At 67.7% G+C, this 18,715-nt stretch carries 19 protein-coding genes; 8 read left to right on the forward strand and 11 right to left on the reverse strand.

Annotation, left to right across the window (positions count from 1 at the left end; genetic code table 11):
• Nucleotides 1-55: 55 nt before the first annotated feature.
• Entirely contained in the window at nt 56-829 is a 774-nt protein-coding gene (locus AB0F86_RS05440) for an SDR family oxidoreductase (RefSeq protein WP_356982178.1), read from the forward strand.
• Nucleotides 830-883: 54 nt separating this feature from the next.
• Here the strand turns inward: AB0F86_RS05440 and AB0F86_RS05445 are convergent, their stop codons facing one another.
• From AB0F86_RS05445 to AB0F86_RS05470, 6 genes are all read right to left on the reverse strand, one after another.
• Nucleotides 884-2,233: a cytochrome P450 gene (locus AB0F86_RS05445; RefSeq protein WP_356982179.1), complete on the reverse strand. Its 1,350-nt coding sequence runs from the start codon at nt 2,231-2,233 to the stop codon at nt 884-886.
• A 128-nt stretch (nt 2,234-2,361) separates the two neighbouring features.
• Nucleotides 2,362-2,949, reverse strand: a complete 588-nt coding sequence (locus tag AB0F86_RS05450; RefSeq protein ID WP_225280238.1) for a TetR family transcriptional regulator — start codon at nt 2,947-2,949, stop codon at nt 2,362-2,364.
• A gap of 32 nt (nt 2,950-2,981) precedes the next feature.
• Nucleotides 2,982-3,368, reverse strand: coding sequence for a carboxymuconolactone decarboxylase family protein (locus AB0F86_RS05455; protein ID WP_356982181.1), 387 nt, complete (start codon nt 3,366-3,368; stop codon nt 2,982-2,984).
• The gene (locus tag AB0F86_RS05460) at nt 3,365-4,249 is read right to left on the reverse strand and encodes an NAD(P)-dependent oxidoreductase (RefSeq protein ID WP_356982183.1); all 885 of its coding nucleotides are present in this window, start codon (nt 4,247-4,249) and stop codon (nt 3,365-3,367) included. The genes AB0F86_RS05455 and AB0F86_RS05460 overlap by 4 nt, the downstream gene beginning before the upstream one ends.
• Entirely contained in the window at nt 4,246-4,995 is a 750-nt protein-coding gene (locus AB0F86_RS05465) for an SDR family oxidoreductase (RefSeq protein ID WP_356982184.1), read from the reverse strand. The genes AB0F86_RS05460 and AB0F86_RS05465 overlap by 4 nt, the downstream gene beginning before the upstream one ends.
• A gap of 12 nt (nt 4,996-5,007) precedes the next feature.
• The gene (locus tag AB0F86_RS05470; RefSeq protein WP_356982185.1) at nt 5,008-6,480 is read right to left on the reverse strand and encodes an aldehyde dehydrogenase; all 1,473 of its coding nucleotides are present in this window, start codon (nt 6,478-6,480) and stop codon (nt 5,008-5,010) included.
• A 104-nt stretch (nt 6,481-6,584) separates the two neighbouring features.
• Between AB0F86_RS05470 and AB0F86_RS05475 the strand changes: the two genes are divergently transcribed.
• Entirely contained in the window at nt 6,585-6,731 is a 147-nt protein-coding gene (locus tag AB0F86_RS05475) for a DUF1059 domain-containing protein (RefSeq protein ID WP_181696274.1), read from the forward strand.
• A gap of 53 nt (nt 6,732-6,784) precedes the next feature.
• Here the strand turns inward: AB0F86_RS05475 and AB0F86_RS05480 are convergent, their stop codons facing one another.
• On the reverse strand, nt 6,785-7,582 hold the full coding sequence (locus AB0F86_RS05480; protein WP_067635394.1) for an SAM-dependent methyltransferase: 798 nt from the start codon (nt 7,580-7,582) through the stop codon (nt 6,785-6,787).
• 258 nt (nt 7,583-7,840) lie between these two features.
• On the opposite strand from AB0F86_RS05480, the gene AB0F86_RS05485 reads away from it, so the two are divergent.
• Both AB0F86_RS05485 and AB0F86_RS05490 read left to right on the forward strand, forming a co-directional pair.
• Nucleotides 7,841-9,031, forward strand: a complete 1,191-nt coding sequence (locus AB0F86_RS05485; RefSeq protein WP_356982188.1) for an MFS transporter — start codon at nt 7,841-7,843, stop codon at nt 9,029-9,031.
• Nucleotides 9,032-9,077: 46 nt separating this feature from the next.
• Nucleotides 9,078-9,554: a MarR family transcriptional regulator gene (locus tag AB0F86_RS05490; RefSeq protein WP_225280234.1), complete on the forward strand. Its 477-nt coding sequence runs from the start codon at nt 9,078-9,080 to the stop codon at nt 9,552-9,554.
• 41 nt (nt 9,555-9,595) lie between these two features.
• Here the strand turns inward: AB0F86_RS05490 and AB0F86_RS05495 are convergent, their stop codons facing one another.
• Both AB0F86_RS05495 and AB0F86_RS05500 read right to left on the reverse strand, forming a co-directional pair.
• Complete coding sequence (locus tag AB0F86_RS05495) at nt 9,596-10,435, reverse strand: NAD(P)H-binding protein (protein WP_356982189.1); 840 nt, start codon at nt 10,433-10,435, stop codon at nt 9,596-9,598.
• A gap of 179 nt (nt 10,436-10,614) precedes the next feature.
• Complete coding sequence (locus AB0F86_RS05500; RefSeq protein ID WP_356982191.1) at nt 10,615-11,040, reverse strand: NUDIX domain-containing protein; 426 nt, start codon at nt 11,038-11,040, stop codon at nt 10,615-10,617.
• Nucleotides 11,041-11,679: 639 nt separating this feature from the next.
• On the opposite strand from AB0F86_RS05500, the gene AB0F86_RS05505 reads away from it, so the two are divergent.
• Together AB0F86_RS05505 and AB0F86_RS05510 are read left to right on the forward strand one after the other, a co-directional pair.
• Nucleotides 11,680-13,533 (forward strand): acyl-CoA dehydrogenase family protein, encoded by a 1,854-nt coding sequence (locus AB0F86_RS05505; RefSeq protein WP_356982192.1) that lies wholly within the window; start codon nt 11,680-11,682, stop codon nt 13,531-13,533.
• Entirely contained in the window at nt 13,530-15,065 is a 1,536-nt protein-coding gene (locus AB0F86_RS05510) for an NAD(P)/FAD-dependent oxidoreductase (protein ID WP_356982193.1), read from the forward strand. Before AB0F86_RS05505 ends, AB0F86_RS05510 begins: the two co-directional genes overlap by 4 nt.
• Before the next feature lie 92 nt (nt 15,066-15,157).
• Here AB0F86_RS05510 and AB0F86_RS05515 read toward each other — a convergent pair whose 3' ends face one another.
• Nucleotides 15,158-15,757 (reverse strand): nitroreductase family protein, encoded by a 600-nt coding sequence (locus AB0F86_RS05515; protein ID WP_356982195.1) that lies wholly within the window; start codon nt 15,755-15,757, stop codon nt 15,158-15,160.
• A 159-nt stretch (nt 15,758-15,916) separates the two neighbouring features.
• Here AB0F86_RS05515 and AB0F86_RS05520 point away from each other — a divergent pair, with 159 nt between their 5' ends.
• Nucleotides 15,917-16,129, forward strand: a complete 213-nt coding sequence (locus tag AB0F86_RS05520) for a hypothetical protein (RefSeq protein ID WP_181696266.1) — start codon at nt 15,917-15,919, stop codon at nt 16,127-16,129.
• A 450-nt stretch (nt 16,130-16,579) separates the two neighbouring features.
• On the opposite strand, the gene AB0F86_RS05525 is transcribed toward AB0F86_RS05520, so the two are convergent.
• Nucleotides 16,580-17,428, reverse strand: coding sequence for an LLM class flavin-dependent oxidoreductase (locus tag AB0F86_RS05525; protein ID WP_356982197.1), 849 nt, complete (start codon nt 17,426-17,428; stop codon nt 16,580-16,582).
• Between the two features lie 309 nt (nt 17,429-17,737).
• Here AB0F86_RS05525 and AB0F86_RS05530 point away from each other — a divergent pair, with 309 nt between their 5' ends.
• Nucleotides 17,738-18,694, forward strand: a complete 957-nt coding sequence (locus AB0F86_RS05530; protein WP_356982199.1) for a hypothetical protein — start codon at nt 17,738-17,740, stop codon at nt 18,692-18,694.
• Nucleotides 18,695-18,715: the final 21 nt, after the last annotated feature.

Genomic DNA, 18,715 nt, shown 5'->3' on the forward strand with positions numbered 1-18,715 from the left:
TAGTAATGTCCAGACAGGTGTCCAGGTACGGTCTGGACGGAAGGAAGGTGTGGCCATGCCACGATTCGAACCCCACCCACCGGTGCGACCCGCCGTGGTCACCGGCGGCTCGTCCGGCATCGGCGCCGCCACCGCGAAAGCCCTTGCCGAACTGGGTCATCCGGTCGCGCTCGGCGCGCGGCGCGAGGCCGAGTGCGAGGCCGTCGCGGCGGACATCCGGGAGAAGGGCGGCACCGCGTTCGCCCACCGGCTCGATGTCACCGACGACGACTCGGTCGAGGAGTTCGTGGCCGCCGCGCAGCGCGAACTCGGTGATATCGAGATCCTGGTTTCGGCCGCCGGGGTGGTGAAATTCGGGTGCGTGCACGAGCTGTCATCGGCCGACTTCGTCCGCCAGCTCGACGTGCATCTCGCGGGCCCACAGCGCCTGCTCCGCCTGCTCGTGCCCGGCATGATCGAACGGCGGCGCGGTGACGTGGTGCTCATCGGCTCGGACTGCTCGGTGACCCCACGGCCGCGCACCGGGGCCTACAGCGCCGCCAAAGCGGGCATCGAAACGCTGGCCACCCAGATGCGCATGGAGCTCGAGGGCACCGGGGTTCGTGTGTCGCTGGTCCGGCCCGGTCCCACCGCCACCGAGATGGGCACCGATGCGACGGTCGAGGACATCGAGCCGCTGCTGAAGGACTGGTCGCGCTGGGGTTTCGCGCGCCACCCCTACATGCTGCGTGCCTCGGACCTGGCCGACGCCGTCACCGCCGTGGTGAGCACACCGCGGGGTGCCCACGTGATCGTCAGCGAGGTCCAGCCGGAAGCCCCGTTGCGCTGACCCACGACGCCGAACGCCGCCCCGAACTTCGGGGCGGCGTTCGTGTGTGTGTCCTCAGCGTCGCCTGCGGTAACGCACCCGACACGGCTGCTGCAGCTGCACGACCATCTTGGAGTGATCGTTGCGATAGCTCTCCGACGGCTGCGCCATCTCGAACTCCCAGTCGCGCAACAGGATCGAGAAGATCGCCTTCATCTGCATGAGCGCGAACGCGGCGCCGACGCAGCGGTGCCTGCCCGCGCCGAACGGGATCCAGGTCCAGCGGTTGACGATATCGGCCTGTTCGGGGTCGATATAGCGGCCGGGATCGAAGGTATCGGGGTCGGGGAAACATTCGGGCAGCCGGTTGGACACCGCCGGGGTGGCCGCCACCAGGTCGCCCGGCGCGATGCGGTGCCCACACACCTCGAACTCGTCCCTGGCCACCCGCATCAGGATGATGAGCGGCGGATGCAGTCGCAGCGCCTCCTTCAGCGCCGCCTCCAGTCGCGGAATCTGGCGCAGCGCACGGAAACTCACCTCGGTGTCGCCGGCGAAGAGGCTGTCGAGTTCGCCGACCACATCGGCGAGAGTGTCGGGGTGGCGCAGCAGTTCGATCATCGTCCATGCCGAGGTCCCCGAGGTGGTGTGGTGACCGGCGAACATCATCGAGATGAAGATGCCGGTGACCACCGACGCCGAGAAGCGCGGTGCCCCCTGTTCGTCGCGCACCGAAACCAGCACGTCGAGCAGATCGCGTTCCTCTTTACCCTGGGGAGGTGCGGCGATGCGACGGTCCATGATCTCGCCGACCAATTCGACGAGTTCGCGCCGCGATTCGTCGCGTTTACGGAAACTCTCGATCGGCATATACGGGTCGACATAGGCCAGCGCGTCGGTGCCGCGCTCGAGATCGTGATAGAGCTCGGCGAAACGGCTGTCGAGTTCGTTGCGGAATTTGGTGCCGATCAGACAGGCCGAGGATGTGTAGATGGTGAGCTCGGCGAAGAAGTCGAGCAGATCTATTTCGCCGGAATCGCCCCAGTCCGCGATCATCCGGTCCACCTCGTGCGAAATCGTCGCCGCGTGGCCACGCATGTAATCGGCGCGCAGCGCCTGATTGTGCAGCATCTCCTTGCGTCGCTCCGGGCTGGCGTCGAAGACGACGCCCTCACCGAAGATCGGCTTCATGAAGGGGTAGGCGGCCTCCTGGTCGAGGTCCTCGTCGCCGGCGCGGAAGAAGAATTCATTGGCCTCGGCGCCCGAGAGCAACACCACGTCGCGCCCGGCCAGCTCGAAAACGCCCACGTCGCCGCATTCCTCGCGCACCCGGCGCATGAGGGCGATCGGATCGGAACGCATTTCCTCGAGGTGACCGTGCTCGTGTTCGCCGCCGGAGACCCGTCGCGGTTTCAGAAGCGTCATCGAAGACCTCTCAATCTCTGGGTCATATAGACACGTGTCCAGACGGTACTACAGTTCTCGGGCGTGGCGCAATGCGCGAAAAAGCCGCCACCCGGCTATCCGGATGACGGCTTCTGTTGTCGCGCAGACTATTCCAGGATCAGATAGACCGATTTCTCGATCCGGTCCGCCATTTCGTCGTAGGTCCCGTATCCCATCCCGGCACGCACCAGCGCGCCCGCGTAGAGCAATTCGAACGCCTCGAGCACATCCGGATCGTGGTCGGGGCCGAGCGCCCGCGCGATCCGCTGCCGGATCTCCAGGCCGATCCGCACCCGCAGATGCGACACGTCGGGATCCTGGCCGAGCAGGGCGCTGGTCACCGCACCCGCCAGCTCGTTCTCCCCGCCGACCATCAGCGACACCTGCCGCAGCGTCTCGACGACCCGCTCGGCCGCCGACTTGTCGTCGTCGTGGTCGAGCTGCGGCGTCTGCAGCAGGCGACGCCAGAACACCTCGGCGACGAGGTGTTCCTTCGACGAGAAATAGGTGTAGGCGGTCGCGGTTCCGACACCCGCGGCGGCGGCCACCTGACGCACGGTGAGTCCGGAATAACCCTGCTCGGTGATGACGTCGACGGCGGCGCGGGTGAGCCGGTCGACCGTATCGGCCTGCTTCTCGGTCAGGCGCCTGCGCGTGGCCTCGAGAATCGCGGGATCAGAATGGTTTTCGGACACAATTCCATATTAGTCGCAGGTACATGGGATACCTATTTGGGCCTGCGCATGCGCGGTTCGCCGCCCCCGCGCGCCCGTTCGGAAACGGTGCTGATCGCGGTATCGAGCCGGGTCCCGTTGGGCCAGCCGACATAGTGGCACAGGAACAGGGCGATTTCGCGGAGCTGTTCCTCGGTGAGCTCCTTGTTGTGCAGGGCGGCGTGGATCTGGATTTCGGCGGTTTCCACGCGGCCCTGGGCGGTGAGCGCGCCGAGCAGCAGCAGGCGGCGGTCGCGGTCGGTGAGGCCGGGGCGCGACCAGATCTCGGCGAAGAGGTGATCGACGGTGGTGGCGAAGAACGCGCCGTCGATCTCCGGCGGTTGCCAGCCGTAGACCTCTTTCATGCGGGCCAGGCCGCGGGCGCGGGCGTCGTCGGTCATGTGCTGCTCCTGTCGGATGTGGGGGCCCGAAGGCCGAGGCCTTCGGCGAGATGCTCGAAACCCATTCGGGCGAGCGGTAATTCGACGCCGAGCCGGGCGCCGAGGTCGAGGGCCAGCGCCAGATCCTTCTCGCCGAGGTCGCGCACGTGCGACATGATCGGCAGCCACGGATCACCGTCGACGAGGCGAGCGGTGCTCTCGCGCCACAGGATGGCACCGGGTCCGCCGGTGACGGCGTCGGAATGGCGCACCACCTCACCGAGGCGGCGGATGTCGAGCCCGGCCGACTCGGCCAGGCGCGAGGCCTCGGCGGCGGCGGCGAAAGCGACGAAATGCACCAGATTGCGGGCGAGTTTCATCCGGGTACCCGCACCCACCGGGCCCGCGTGGACCACGAGATCAGCGAAGCGGGTGAACGGGGCTCGCACCGCCTCGAACGCGGTCGCACTGCCGCCGACCATCACCGCGAGGCGCCCCTGTTTCGCGCCGGGCGCACCGCCGCTGACGGGTGCGTCGACCAGCTCCACCTCGTGGCGCGCGCATTCCTCGGCCAATTCTGTTGCCGTGCTGTCGGCGATGGTCGAATGCACGGCGACCACCGTGCCCGCGGCGGCAGTCGACAGAATTCCCTGCGGACCCGTCAGTACGTCGCGGACCTGGGCGTCGTCGAGGACGGTCACCGAGATCACTGCCGCGCGGGCCGCGACCGCGGCCGGTGTCGCGGCCACCGCTACGCCCGCGGCGGCGAACTTCTCGGTGGCATCGGCCCGCGCGTCGCACACCACCAGCCCGCCCGGCCAGTCGACGAGCCTGCGCGCCATGGGCGCACCCATGTTGCCCAGCCCGATGTAGCCGAGGCGTGGCGCGTTCTCGGTGGTCATGAGCGGATCACCTGACCGCCGTCGACATTGAAGATCTGCCCGGTCACCCAGGCGGCGTCGTCGGAGAGCAGATACAGGCAGGCGCCGACGAGATCCTGCGGTGTGCCCATCCGCTTGAGCGGCAACCGCTTCACCATGTCGTCGACGATGACCGACGGCGTGATCGTCTTGGTCGCCTCGGTGTCGATGGGGCCGGGGGCGATGGCGTTGATCCGGATGCCGGAACTGCCGAGCTCGTGGGCCAGCTGCTGGGTGAGGCCGTTCACGCCGACCTTGGCCAGCCCGTAGAAGCTCGAATAGGTCCATGCGGCGGTGGAGGACTGGTTCACGATGGACCCACCACTGGCGCGCATCGTCGGCCAGACCGCGCGGGTCACGTTCAGCGCGCCGTCGAAGTTCACGCTCATGAAGTGCTTGTAGTAGTCCCACGGCACCGTGAGCAGCAGGTTCAGCTTCATGGTCCCGTAGATGGCCGCGTTGTTCACCAGATGGTCGATGCCGCCGAACTTCTCGACGGTGAACGCGGCGAGCGCGGCCGCGGAATCCGGGTCGGCGACGTCGACCTCGCGGAACGCAGCGACACCGCCTGCCGAGGTGATCTCCTCGGCGACCGATTCACCCGCCTCGGCATTGATGTCGGCCACCACCACGCGGGCGCCCTCGGCGGCGAGCGCCTTGGCGTACGCCGCGCCGATTCCCTGTGCCGCGCCGGTGACGATCGCGGTCCGGTCGGTGAAACGTGTCATGTCTGTTCTCCTTCAGGCCGGGTAGGCCACGAGTTTGGTTTCGAGGTATTCCTCGAAACCGGCGACGCCCATCTCGCGTCCGATGCCGGATTGCTTGTAGCCGCCGAAGGGCGCGTCGACCGAGTACCAGGTGCCGCCGTTCACGCCGAGCGTTCCGGTGCGGACGGCGGAGACGACCTTGTCGACGCGCGCGGGATCGGTGCCCCACACCGAGCCAGAGAGGCCGTAGGGGGAGTCGTTGGCGATGCGGATCGCGTCGTCGTCGCCGTCGTGCGGCAGGATCACCAGCACGGGCCCGAAGATCTCCTCCCTGGCCACCCGGGACTGGTTCGTCAGCCCGGCGATCAGGGTCGGCTCGACGAAGTAGCCCGCGTCGCGTCCGGTCGGACGACCGCCGCCGACGACCACCTCACCGCCTTCGCTGCGAGCCAGCGAGATGTAGCCCTCCACGCGTTCGCGCTGTCGCTCGGAGATGAGCGGACCGCACACGGTGCGTCGATCGTCCGGGTCACCTGCGCGGATGCCGGACATGGTCCTGGCTGTCGCTTCGAGAGCCGCCTCGTAAGCGCTGCGCGGTACCAGCAACCGGGTGGACAGCGCACAGCCCTGACCGGCGTGCACACACACCGAGAAGGCGGCCATCGCGCAGGCCGCCGCGATATCGGCGTCGTCGAGGACGACGAACGCGGACTTGCCGCCGAGCTCGAGGAACACCTTCTTCACCGTGGCCGCCGCCGCGGCCATCACCGACTTCCCGGTGCGGGTGGAACCGGTGAACGACACCAGATCCACGTCGGGATCCTCGGCGAGCTGGGCGCCGATCCGGTGGTCGGAGCCGGTCACCACATTGAACACACCCGCGGGGATATCGGTGTGCTCGGCGGCCAGAATCCCCAGCGCCGCACCACACCACGGGGTATCGGGGGCCGGTTTGAGCACCACGGTATTGCCCGCGGCCAAGGCGGGCCCGATCTTGGCCAGGTTGATCTGATGCGGGAAATTCCACGGCGTGATCGCCCCGACGACGCCCACCGCCTCGCGCCGCAACTCCCTGCGGGTACGCATCCCCATCGGTTCGGCGATCGGCATCTCGGTGCGCCAGGAATAGGATTCGGCGAGATCGGCGAAGTAGCCGAGATCGTTCACCGGCCCTTCCAGATGTGGTCCCGCCGTGAGCATCCGGGGCGCGCCCGCCTCCTCGATGGTGATCTCACGCAGTTCCTCGATGTGCTCGCGCATCGCCTCGCGCAACTGGCGCAGGCAGCGCGCCCGGAACGCGGGATCGGTCGACCACCCGGTGGTGTCGAAGGCGGTGCGGGCCGCGGTGACGGCCGCGCGCATGTCCTCGGTCGTGGCGTCGGCCGCCCAGCCGAGGCGATCGCCGGTAGCGGGGTTGCCGGTCGCGAACACCCCGCCCGATCCCCGGCTCAGTTTTCCGTCGATCAGCAGCGTGCAGCCGTCCTCAGGACGCAGATTGCTCGGCACCGTGTCTCCCTCACTGTCTGGACAGGTGTCTAGACTGTATTTCACCGTACCGCCGGTGAGCAAGGGCGCATCGGCCGGAACCGTTGCCCGCGAGAGGAAATGCCATGAAGACCAGACTGCGATGCCCCTGTGGAGACCTCATCGTCGGCGCCGACGAGGACGACCTGGTCGAGCACGCGAACGCGCACCTGGCGGCGAACCATCCCGACCACGACTACACCCGCGAGGAGATCCTGCTGTTCGCCTACTGACACGACAGCGGGCCCGCACCGTGTGCCGGTGCGGGCCCGCTGTCGTGGTCGGTTCAGGGTTTGCGGGCGACCCCGCCATACGCGGAGATCGGCTGGACCTCGCCAACCTGGGCATCCTCGGGACGCCACTGGGTGATCGAGGTGAAGCCGGGCTCCACGAACTCCAGGCCGTCGAACACCGCCTGGATCTGGGCCTGCGTGCGCGGAATGTAGGGGGTGCCGCCGGTGCCGGTGTAGTTCTCGCACAGCGTCACATAGGCCTGGCTGTCGTCGGTGCCGTCCCACATGATGAGGTAGCTGCCCGACGGGACCGCCGCCAGCACGGTGCCGACGATGCGGAGCAGGTCCTCGTAGGTCTTGGCGTGGCCGAGAACGCCCATGAACATCACCGCGATGGGCTCGTTGAAGTTCAGCACGTTGCGGGCGTCGGCGACGATCTTCTCGGGCTCGTGGAAGTCGGCGTCGATGTAGGTGGTGACACCCTCGGGGGTGGTGCTGGTGAGCAGGGCCCGCGCGTGGGTGAGCACCAGCGGATCGTTGTCGACGTACACCACGCGGGCGTCGGGGGTGACGCCCTGGGCGACCTCGTGGGTGTTCTGCATGGTCGGCAGACCGGTGCCGATGTCGAGGAACTGCCGGATACCGCGCTCACGGGCCAGGAACCGGACCGCCCGGATCAGGAACTGCCGCGACTGCACCGCCATGGTCGAGATGTCCGGGTCGACGGCCAAGCCCGCGTCACCGGCGATCTTGTCGATGTCATAGTGGTCTTTGCCCCCCATCCAGTAGTTCCAGATCCGCGCCGAATGCGGGATGTCGGTCCTGATCTGTGGGGTGTCTACGTCGGCCATGGGTCTCGTTCCTCTGCGAATCGACTGCGAATTGGCCGGCCCGCCGGTCCACACCGCCGGCGCGGCACAGCATCTGATCTGGTTGCGACAGTACAAGATTGATGCCGTGCTCGAGCAGATTCGTGGTTCACCTGTTCGGGTCGATCGAAACCGCTCCTCGCACTGCGGATCTCGGGTCCGACAAGGCGGTGCCGGACGGGAACGGTCAGGTCGTTTTCCCGCCGGTAACCCGATTCGCGGCTCCCTACGGTCGGTCGAGTGAACCCTGATACCTGGGCAGTGACCCCTGTGGCCGACCGGCTCCACCATCCCCTGATCCTGTTCATGGCACTCGCGGCTGCCGTCGGTACATCGACGATCTATCCGATGCAGCCCGCCATCGCGGACGTGGCGGATTCGCTGGGCACCCAGATCACCGCTGTCGGATTCGCCCTGGCTTGCGGGCCGATCGGCTACATGCTAGGACTCGGTCTGCTGGTGCCGCTGGTCGACCGCTTCGCTCCCGGCCGTGTCCTCGCCGCTCAGTTCGGGGTACTCGCGTGTGCGCTCGCGGCCAGCGCCGCCGCGGGCAGCGCCGCCGTGCTGGCTCCGATGATCGGTCTGGTCGGCGCCTGCTCGGCGGTCGGGGCCGGGCTGAGCTCCGTCGCCGGTCGGTTGGCGGACCCGCACCGGCGCGCGACGGTCCTTGGGATGGTGACCGCCGGCATCTCCGTCGGCATCCTCGCCGGCCGGATCGTGGGTGGGTGGCTCGCGGACGAGATCGGCTGGCGCGCGATGCTGCTCGTCTTCGCGGCCGGCTGCGCTCTGCTCGCCGTCTGCTGCCTCGCCGCGCTGCCCGCCGTGACCGGCACCGCTGAGCGCGGCTACTTCTCGACATTGCGGTCCCTGCCCGGATTGTTCGTCCACCACGCGACGCTTCGTGTCGCCGCTGTGCGTGGCTTCCTGTGGTTCTTCGCCTTCTGCGCGGTCTGGGCGGGCATCGCCGTGGCACTCTCGGAGCCCCCGTACTCCTACTCGGCCGAACGGATCGGCCTCTACGCGCTGGCGGGTCTCTCGGGCGTCCTGGCCACCCGGATCGCCGGCACACGGACCGACCGCGACGGTGCTCGCCGGGTGATCCTCGCCGGCCTCGTCCTCGCCGGGACCGCCACCGTCGTCATGGGTTTCAGCCTCGCGAACACACTCGTGACGCTGGTCTGCCTGGCGGCCTTCGACGCCGGGCTCTTCGCTGCCCAGGTGGCCAACCAGAGCACGGTCCTGGCGATCGAACCCGACGCACCGGCACGCTTCAACAGCGCGTACATGCTGGTCTACTTCATCGGCGGCAGCCTCGGGACCGCCTTCGGCGCCGCTGCGGTCGAGTGGTTCGGGTGGCCGGCCACCGCCCTGATCGCGGCGACAGCCATCGTCGTCGCCGCGATCAGCACAGCACGATCGCCGCGCGTATAATATGAAACTCGTATGGTTGTTCGGTGAGTAGGAGAAGAGGGCGCGGATGGCGGCGGACGGAGCGGCTCGGCGACGCAAGCTCACGGTGGAGGTCAAAGACGCCCTGCGTGACTTGAATATCGAAATGTCGCTGCTCAATCGGCGATTCGGTGGGCAGGTGGAGCTGCGGGAAGTGGACTTCACCTGCCTCGATCTGATCAACCGGCACGGGCCGATGTCGCCGAAGGAACTGTCGCGCCGGGCCGGCCTGCACCCGGCTACGCTGACCGGGATCCTCGACCGCTTGCAGAACGGTGGATGGGTCGTGCGCGAACGCGACCCGGACTCGGCCGACCGCAGGGCGGTCACCGTCCGTGCTGTGCGCGAACGCAATTCGGCGCTCTACGAGGTGTTTTCCGGCATGAACAACCGGATGGACGCGCTGTGTGCCGACTACACCGACGACGAGCTCACGGTGATCGCCGACTTCCTCCGGCGCACCGGTGGTGCCGGGCAGCAATCCGCCGAGGAACTCGCCCGCTGAACGGTTGCCGCTGGGTTCGAGGTCATCGGCAAGTCCTCCGGTCAGCGGGTGAAGACGGCGGCATGGTCGGTGACCCAGGTGGCGAAATCCTGTGCGGGACGGCCCAGGATGTCGGCGACCGTGGTGGTCGTCGGGCCGGGGACGCGGGCGTAGTCCGCGAGCGAGCCGAGCAGCCGGGCCGGGATGTCTTCGGGGAGTCCCTGTGCCGTCATCGCGGCCCGCACCTGGTCGGGGGTGAGTTCGAGGAACGAGAGGTCGCGACCGGTCACCTCGCCGAGAATGCGGACTTTGTCGGGTTGGGTCAGCGACAGGGGACCGGTGAGGACATAGGAGCGGTTTCCGTGTCCGTCCTCGGTCAGTGCGCGCACGGCGACAGCGGCGATATCGCGTTCGTGGATCGGTGAGGTTGCCGCATCCCGATACGCACCGCGCACCACGTCACCGGCGCGTAGCTGCGGCGCCCAGGCCAGGGTGTTGGCGGCGAAATCGCTGCAGCGCAAGGCGGTCCACGCCATGCCCGAACTCTCGGCGGCGGCTTCGAGGGCTTGGAACCCCGCCATGAAGCGCGGTTCCCCGGCGGGGTACTCAACGGTCGCCGCTGAGGTGACCACGACCCGCTCGACCCCGTGATCCGCTGCGGCGGCGAGGATCTCGGCCGCGGAGTCGAGGGCGCCACGCGAGCTCAACAGCACTGCCTCCGCGCCCTTCCACACGTCGTCCGGAATGCGCGCACCCGCCGGATCGCCTTGCGCGACAACAACTCCGCTGGGCAGATCGGCATCGCGATCGCGGGTGACCGCCGTGACGGGTGCGCCTGCGGCTACCAAGTGGGAGATGACTTCCCGGCCGACGATCCCGGTGGCTCCGATGACGACGAACATGATCTACTTCCCTTCCCTTTCGGTACCAACAAGTACCGAGTACGTATGATATGAGAAGCATATCAACTAGCAGGGGAGAGATATAGTACGGAAACCGAACTACTTCGCCGTGATGCTCGTCACCGAGGCAAGGGCTGATCTTTGGCGAACGGACACACACTTCGCCCGCACGTTCCAGCTCATCGCCCGTCCGTCGCGTACACGCTGAAACTCTCACCGTCGGCGATCCGGCGCATCGCCGCCACCTGATAGGCGATCGCGTCACTCGGAATCTCGCTCATCTCCCGCCATGTCAGCTCGGAGCACTTGTGCGGTTCGCGGTTGACCACGTCGTCGTCCCACCGCTCGGCGCGGAAGAAGAATCCCACCCTGTGCGGCTGATCCCCGTAGCGGTGCTGCATGACGTGCACACACGTCAGATCCTCGGGGCGCAGCCGGATCCCCACTTCCTCCTCGGCCTCCCGAATGGCCGTCTCGACCACGTCCTCGCCCTCCTCGAGGTGTCCGGCCACCAATCCCAGCTCCCCGTCGGCGAATCCGGTGTTCGACCGCCGCGACCACAACAACTTCCCGTCGCGCACCAAGACCAGATGCACATCCACCACGCTCCGAAACCGTTCGACCACGCTTGTCTCCCAACAGCTCCCGGCATCGCACCCCGGTGGACGCGACCGAGCACGATCGTATTTCCCGCAGGTGCCGAGCGGTCCGGGAACGCAAGTCAATTCATGGGTCGTCGGTCAGCGGTACTCGGGCGCCCATCCGACGAACCGGTGCACGACCGAAGGTCGATCGCGCCCCCATATCTTCGCTGACGTGTCATCATTCCCGCTGGTCAACCCCCACGCCGCCGCTGATCGGGACGACACCCCGACTCGACCGCTACACACCTGATCCAGGGTAGCGATTGCTGGATGATTGCGGTTGCGCGCGCCGGACGGAGAGCAAACTCCGGACCCGGAGGCAGGCGATCAGTGTTCGGCTGTGTCCGGAGTCATGGAGGAGTCCGACGGTATGGGTGTGCTCAATTCTACTGCCCCGAAGGGCATTCCGTGTGGCCGTGGGCCGCCGGTGCGGTCGGTCGTTCGTGTACGGGACCGGGGCCGCGCCGTTGTGCTGGTGCGGATTCTCCCCGGACATCGGATCGGGTGTCTCCCCGCGAGCACGGGGAGACACCCGAAAGAGCTCTGCGTGGCGGTCGCCACCGCCGCGCGGAGCAACGCAGACACTGGGAGAGCGCTGCTGTGACCACACTAGATGTTCCTGTTGTTCCCGTGTGCCCGGATTCGGCCCATCGGCCGCTCACGGCACCGGCCGACCCGACGGTCGAGTCGTTGCGAACGGCGATTCTCGGCGATTCGCGTGCGACGCACCGCCGGGTGCGTGCCACGACCATCGCCCTGAACGACCGGCCGCGATCGGGGCTCACCTCGTCGGCCGAGGCCGCGCTGGCACCGGATCTGCTGCGCGCGACGATCGCGGCCCTCGGTGGATCGGCGACCGCCATCGCCGCCGACCCCGAGTTGCGCGGTGCGCTGTGCGAGTGGGCGGCGGTCTACGCCCCGCACCTGTTGCCCGTGCTCACCGGCCATCTCGACCTGGCGATCGGGGCGATCACCGCACTCGGCAACGGTTCGGCGTACCAGCGGGAACTCCTCGCCGAGCTCGACACCGGGGAGGCGATCGGCCTGCTGCTGCTGACCGAGCTCGGTGGCACCAACGGCGCCGACCAGCAGACCACCGCCACCTGGGACGGCGCCCGTGGTGGGTTCTGGCTCGACTCGCCCGATACCGACAGCTGGAAGTTCATGCCGAACATGGCCGATCCGACCACCCGCAAGACGGGTGTGGTCACCGCCCGCCTGATCGCCGACGGTCACGACGAAGGCGTGCTGCCTTTCCTGCTGAGGTTGCGTACCGGGCAGGGACTCGTGCCCGGGCTGAACGTCGCGCCGCTGCCCGACAAGGGCTGGGCGCCGATGGATCACGCGCTGATCCGGTTCGACGCGGTGTTCGTCCCGGTCGACGCACTGCTCGGCGGTCGGTGGGCGGTGCTGGGCGCTGGTGGATTCGAATCGAAAGTGCCGGTGCGGCAACGCTTTCACCGCGCGATCACGGCCTTGGGGGAGGGCAGGCTCGACTTGGCCGGTGCGGCTGCCGCCGGTGCGCGTGCGGCGTTGGCGGTGACGGTGAACTACGCCGGTCAGCGCCGGCCGGGTGGCCGGACCTCGATGGCCGACCGGGGAACGGTTCGCCGTGATCTTGTCTCCGCACTGGCCTCCACCTACGCCACCAGCATCCTCGGCCGCCGCATCCAGGACCTGCGCGTGGCCGCCGCCGAACCGTTCTCCGCGCTGTGGTCGATGCTGGCCAAACCGTTGCTGGCCTACACCGCCCACGACGTGCTGCTGACCTGCCGTCAGCGCAGTGCGGCGCAGGGGTCGCTGCGCACCAACTGGATCGTCGACTGGATCGGCAACACCGAAGGCATCATCACCGCCGAGGGCGAGTCCCAGCTGCTCTGGAAGCAGGCCGGGCACCTCATCGCCCGCGCGGAATCGGCCCTGGCGCTACCGGCCACGCCGGACCTTCTGCCCTGGTACATCCGCATGCTCGCCGAGCGGGAGTCGGCGCTCGCCGCCGCACTGCGCCGTGGTGACATCGCCGTCGCGAGCACCGCGGTCGACTGCGACACCGCCGCCGTCGAGCTCGCCGCCGCTACCAGCGAAAGGCTTGCCGCCACCGCGTTGTTCCAGGCCTGTGTCACGGCCGACGACGCATCGGCCCGCCACCTGCTCGAGTCCGCCTGCGTTGTGTACTCGCTGGAGCGAATCCGCGCGCACGGCAGCTGGTTCGCCGCCCACGGGCAGCTGCCGCCCCGGCACGCCCACCGTGTCCACGAGGAATTGCGTTGTGGCATCGACCATCTCGGTGCGTACCTGAGTGTTCTGGTCGACGGCTTCGACATCGAACTCGATCCCTTCGACGCGCCGATGGCATCCCCGGACTATCTGCGGTGGTGGGAGACCTGGGCAGGCGGGAAGACAGCCCCGTTCGGCGAGGTGCTGCGCTCGATCGCCGGGCAGGTGCGGCCATGACCGGACACAGTGTCGAATACGAGGTCGTCGTTGTAGGGGCCGGGTTCGGCGGGCTCACCATGGCGTGGGAACTCAAAGAGGCAGGCGTGCAGAACTTCCTGATCCTCGAGGAGGGGTCCGAGGTCGGCGGTGTGTGGCGGGAGAACACCTACCCGGGCTGTTCCTGCGACGTGCCCGCGCACCTGTATTCGCTCGCCTTCGACCCCTACCGTGACCCTCGGGTGCGTTACCCCGACGCGCAAGCGATCCTGTCCTATCTGGGTGCGGTCACCGACCGGCACGGGTTGCGTCCCCATCTGCGCTGTGACACCGCGGTGGTGAGCGCCGATTACCGCGACGACGACCGCATCTGGTCGCTGACCACGTCGGCGGGCGAGCTGATCCGCACCAGAGCGGTGGTGTGGGCGGTCGGTCAGCTGCACCGGCCCGCTGTCGCACAGCTGCGCGGAGCCGACACCTTCGGTGGTCCGATGTTCCACTCCGCGCGTTGGGATCACACGGCCGACCGCACCGGACACATCGCGGTGGTGGGCACCGGATCCTCGGCGGCACAGATGATTCCGGAGCTGGCGCGCACCGCTTCCTCGGTCACCGTCTATCAGCGGAGCCCGTCGTGGGTACTGCCCAAGCCCGCCGCGTCGTTCGGAACGGTGTCGCGGTGGGCGCTGACCCATGTACCCGGCCTGCACGGCTTGTACCGCGCCGGACTGTACCGCGCCGCCGACCTTGTCCTGGCCCCGACCACTCATGCCGGATGGTCGGCCAGATCGCTGGAATTCGTTGCCCGGGAACATCTTCGACGCCAGGTACCCGATCCGGAGCTGCGCCGAAAGCTCACCCCGGACCACCGGATCGGGGAGAAGCGCATCCTCATCGACAGCGGGTACTACCGGGCGCTCACCGAGCCCCACGTAGAACTCGTCACCGATCCGATCGACCGGATCGTCCCGGACGGTATCCGCACCGTCGACGGCATCGAACGCCGCGCCGACCTCATCGTCCTGGCCACCGGATTCCGCGCCCGGGAGTTCCTCGACGGCGTCCGGGTCAGTGGGCGTGGTGGTGTAGAGCTGCACGACCGGTGGCGAACAGAGGGTCGCCCGACCGCCTTCTACGGACTTGCGGTGCCCGGCTTTCCCAACCTCTATCTCATCGCGGGACCGCACTCGTTCACCCCTACCAACAGCAATCCCGCCGTCAAACAGCACCAGGTCCGCTACATCATGCGCTGCCTGGCACTCAGTGCCCGGCTGCGCGAACCGATCGAGGTCACCGACCAGGCGATGGCGACCTACCTGGACCACCTCGACGACGCGCTCGACCGGACCGTCTGGCGCGACGGCAAGGCAACGACCTGGTGGAAAACGGCCGACGGCACCGTCACCAACGCCTGGCCGGGAACGGTGGCAGCTTTCGGAAAGGCGCTTGCCGGAAACAACCCGGCCCTCTCGTTCACGGTGCCGGACTCCCCTCGACGACTCTCGGGCGGCCCGCAACCACGCCCACACGACGAACCGTGCCGAACGGGATAGTGGCCTCGATTCGCGGAACCAGCACCGAGCGGATCTGATCGCCCGGTGCGCGCCCTCGAGGAGATCGACTCCTCCTCGAGGGCATCGCCCGATCACTCTTCGGCAGCTCCGGATCGTGCATGCTGTGAACCGATGTTCGCGACCGTCCACATGACGTCGTCCAACGGTTTACGCCGACGATCCGTACCAGTGGCGTCGGCGCCCGGCCGCCCGACGGCCGCCATGGTCGCGATCTCCCAATGATCAGGCAGCTCGAACTCCTGGTGCAGTCCGTCCCGGTCGAATGCCCGGAACTGATGCACCTGGAGTCCGAGTGCGTTGGCCTGAAAAGTCAGGTGCGCCACGGCCTGTCCGAGGTCGTAGTCGGCGAACTCGGAGTACTCGAAGTCGGTGTCCTCAACCCGCCGCTGCACGAGGTTGGCGACGAGGAGGCTCGCATCCGGTGCCCACGCCGCGGAACTTCGCGCGAGGAAACCGGTGAGCCGCCGATGGACAGCGTCACCGCGCACACCGGCGATGAACCGCCACGGTTGCGAATTGCCTGCCGAAGGCGCGCGTCGAGCAGCCTCGAAAAGGGAGTGGACTTCGGCCGACGACAGGGTGTGGTCACGACGGAAACCCGTGGGGCTGTAGCGCTCTAGGACGAAAGGGTGCAGGGCGGTGGCGTGGACGGTCACACGAAAGGCAACCACTCGAGCAGGCCCGACCTTCCCGGGCACGCTCGCGGTTCGGACGGTCCGACCGTCCTGGGCCGCGGGGGACCGGGCGGGCATGCGACCATACAGGGGTTGTCGGAGGTCGTCGCTATGCTCGGTGTCACCACGGCTCGAAGCCACTCCCAGGGGGAATCCATGACCGACCTACACCCGCGCACGTCCGGCCGTCCTCCGGAACCCGCCCGAACCGACGAGGTCGAGCTCACCGTGTCTTCGAACGCTGTCCCGTTGTTCAGCACCCCCCACCACAACGAACCCACGGCGGCAACGCCGATCACCACCGGTCACCAGTTCCCGACCTTCCTCGCCCCCGCGCACCACCAGTCCGACGACGACCCGCAACGCTAGAGTCTTTCCCGGCTCGCGTCCGCCGTACCTGAGCGGGACCAGCGGTGCTGTCATAGTTGCGGGCGGCCGAGTGCTTCACCCAGTGCAAGCCCGTATCGAGCGGCGAAGACCTTCCGTGCCCGCACCTGGGCACGAGTGCGTGGCCGGAACTTCGCTTCACGCCCGCACCCGCACGGCTCGAACCCTTCGTATCGCAGTCCTGCACCGACCACGACGCCGACGACGGACCACCCGTCGACATCACGGCGCGCAGGAGCGGCAAAGTCACGCCCCGCGCACGACATCGGCCGGGTACACCGTGGGCAACGATGCCGCACACCGTCTTCCGATGGATGACGCTTGAACGACAACCGGCACGCGACGCATACCCAGTGCAGCTTGTAGTGCACGAACGCATAGGTACACATGCCGTCGATGGTATCCGTCCAGCAGGGCGCTCGGGCCCTGCTATCAGAGCACGGCGTCGGCGAGACGGTCGATCTGATCGGGATCGGTGCCGTAGCAATACAGCATGACTTCGTCGGCGCCGAGGTCCTCGAATTGCCTGATGGTGGAACCGATCTGCGCCGCGGTGGTGAGTATGCCGCCGGCCATGTAGTCCGCACGGCCGCTGAACTCGTAGTAGTCGAGGACAGCGGCGCGGGCCTGGTCGACCACCGGCTGCGGACCGAGGACTACGTTGAGCTGGGCGACGATGCGTGGTGAGCCGTAACGACCGTGGTTGCTCCAGGACTCGCGGGCCAGGTCGAAGAGGCCGCCCGCCCAGGACGGTGCGGCAGCAGCGAGAAACCCGCCGCCCCAGCGGCCGACGCGGTCGATCGCGGCGGGCTGGAAGCCACCGAACAGCAGTTCAGGGCCTGCCGGTGTGGTCGGCGAGGGGCCGATGGGCCCGCAGCTGTCACTGAATCGGTCACCGGCCCACAGCCGGCGCATGAGGCCGAGTTGTTCGTCCATACGGCGGCCGCGGCTGCGGATATCGATGGCGCTCGCCTCGTGATCGTCGTCGCGGCCGCCGACACCGAGGCCGAGCACGAAGCGACCACCGGACATCCGATCCAGCGTCGCGACCTGTTTGGCGAGCAGCGCGGGCTCGCGCAGCGGTGCGATGAGCACCTCGGTCTGCAACCGGATACGAGTGGTGCGACCAGCCAGCACCGCCAGGGTGACGAGCGGTTCGGGGTTGTCGTAGACCAACCGGTCGAGCAGTCCGAGGGTGGCGAAACCGGCGGCTTCGGCACGGACGGCCCATTCGGGCAGCGTGCTGGGGTCGGCGATGGGAAGGCCGAGTCCGATATGCATGAAATCCTCCGTTGGAGATGGGTGTGCGTCATTACGCCGCCCACTCCACGCCTGCTCAGATGAGGCGGGGCTCCCACACTGCGACTGTATTCCCGGAGAGCACCGATCGGATTGCGGCCACGATACGACGCCCGCCACGAAACCCGCAAGTCGATATTCGTCCGAGCCGACCCTCACCCGAGCGCCTTCCTCGTCCGATCATCTGATGCCGCCTCGCCTGTACCGGCGGGACACTGTGACGAGGTGAAATAGGCTGTGGGACAGCAGGATAAGTAACTTGTCCGCCGGTGCGGGTACTGTCTGGCCCTTATGGGGTATGACGTCAGTTTTCATGCGATCGACATGCGGATGGTCGAGAATCGGGTACTTCCGTATATCGCCGGGTACGGCACCGACGAGGATCTGCATGATCTGATCCGCTTCGGCGTGGAACAGACGAAGGTCCGGTTCCGGGCCAATGCGTGGGGTCTGGGCGCGCTGGAAGAACTGGGCGGCAACGCCGACTTCGACCCGCAGCTGTATGTGTGGGGCAGGCCCTACTTCGTCACCGCGCAGACGCCCGACGACGTCGCGGAGACGGTGCTGCAATACAACCGGTGCACCCCGGAACAAGTGGATCACCTCGCGGTTCAGCAACTGTCGCTGCTCGACCGCACACTGGTTGGTCGTGTGCGGCCGAACATGGAGGGCACACTCCCGCCGGATCGGTATGTCGCCGAAGCGATCTCGGGCAAGGTCGTCCTGCTGCGCCAAGCGGTGCGGGCTTTGCGGACACGGCAGTCGTTCACCACACCCGACGGCGAAACCGCGGATCCGGGCGAGATACTCGCCGGGAACCTGCAGTTCGTTCTGGTGGAGTTCCTCGCGCACATTCTGCCGGGCTGGATCCAGCGCGGCCGGGTATGGCCGACGCTGCTCGAGCGCACAGCCGGATCGGACGGCTATTCGGGCCTGGTCGACAACTCGGCCTTGCTCGGCCTGATGCGCTCGGAGTTCCCCGCACTGGAATGGGCGGTCAACTACACCATTCCGAGCAACTACGAGGTCGGCGGATACGCGGCCCCCGCCGCCGTACCGGTGACCCGGCACTGGCTGGCGCGCAAGGCCGACGAGCTGGTGGCGGCGGGCGACGAGGACGACGAAGGCGACGTGATTCGCACCGCGATCCGCAAGACGGACGAGGCACTGGCCCTGGCCGCACGGATCGGTGGCGCGTTCGTCGAGGCATCGGAGATCTACATCCCCATGGAAGGCACGATGAACTGACCCGATCGGGCCGGGCCGAAG

This window comes from Nocardia sp. NPDC023733 (assembly GCF_040639775.1).
Taxonomy (GTDB): Bacteria; Actinomycetota; Actinomycetes; order Mycobacteriales; family Mycobacteriaceae; genus Nocardia; species Nocardia rosealba.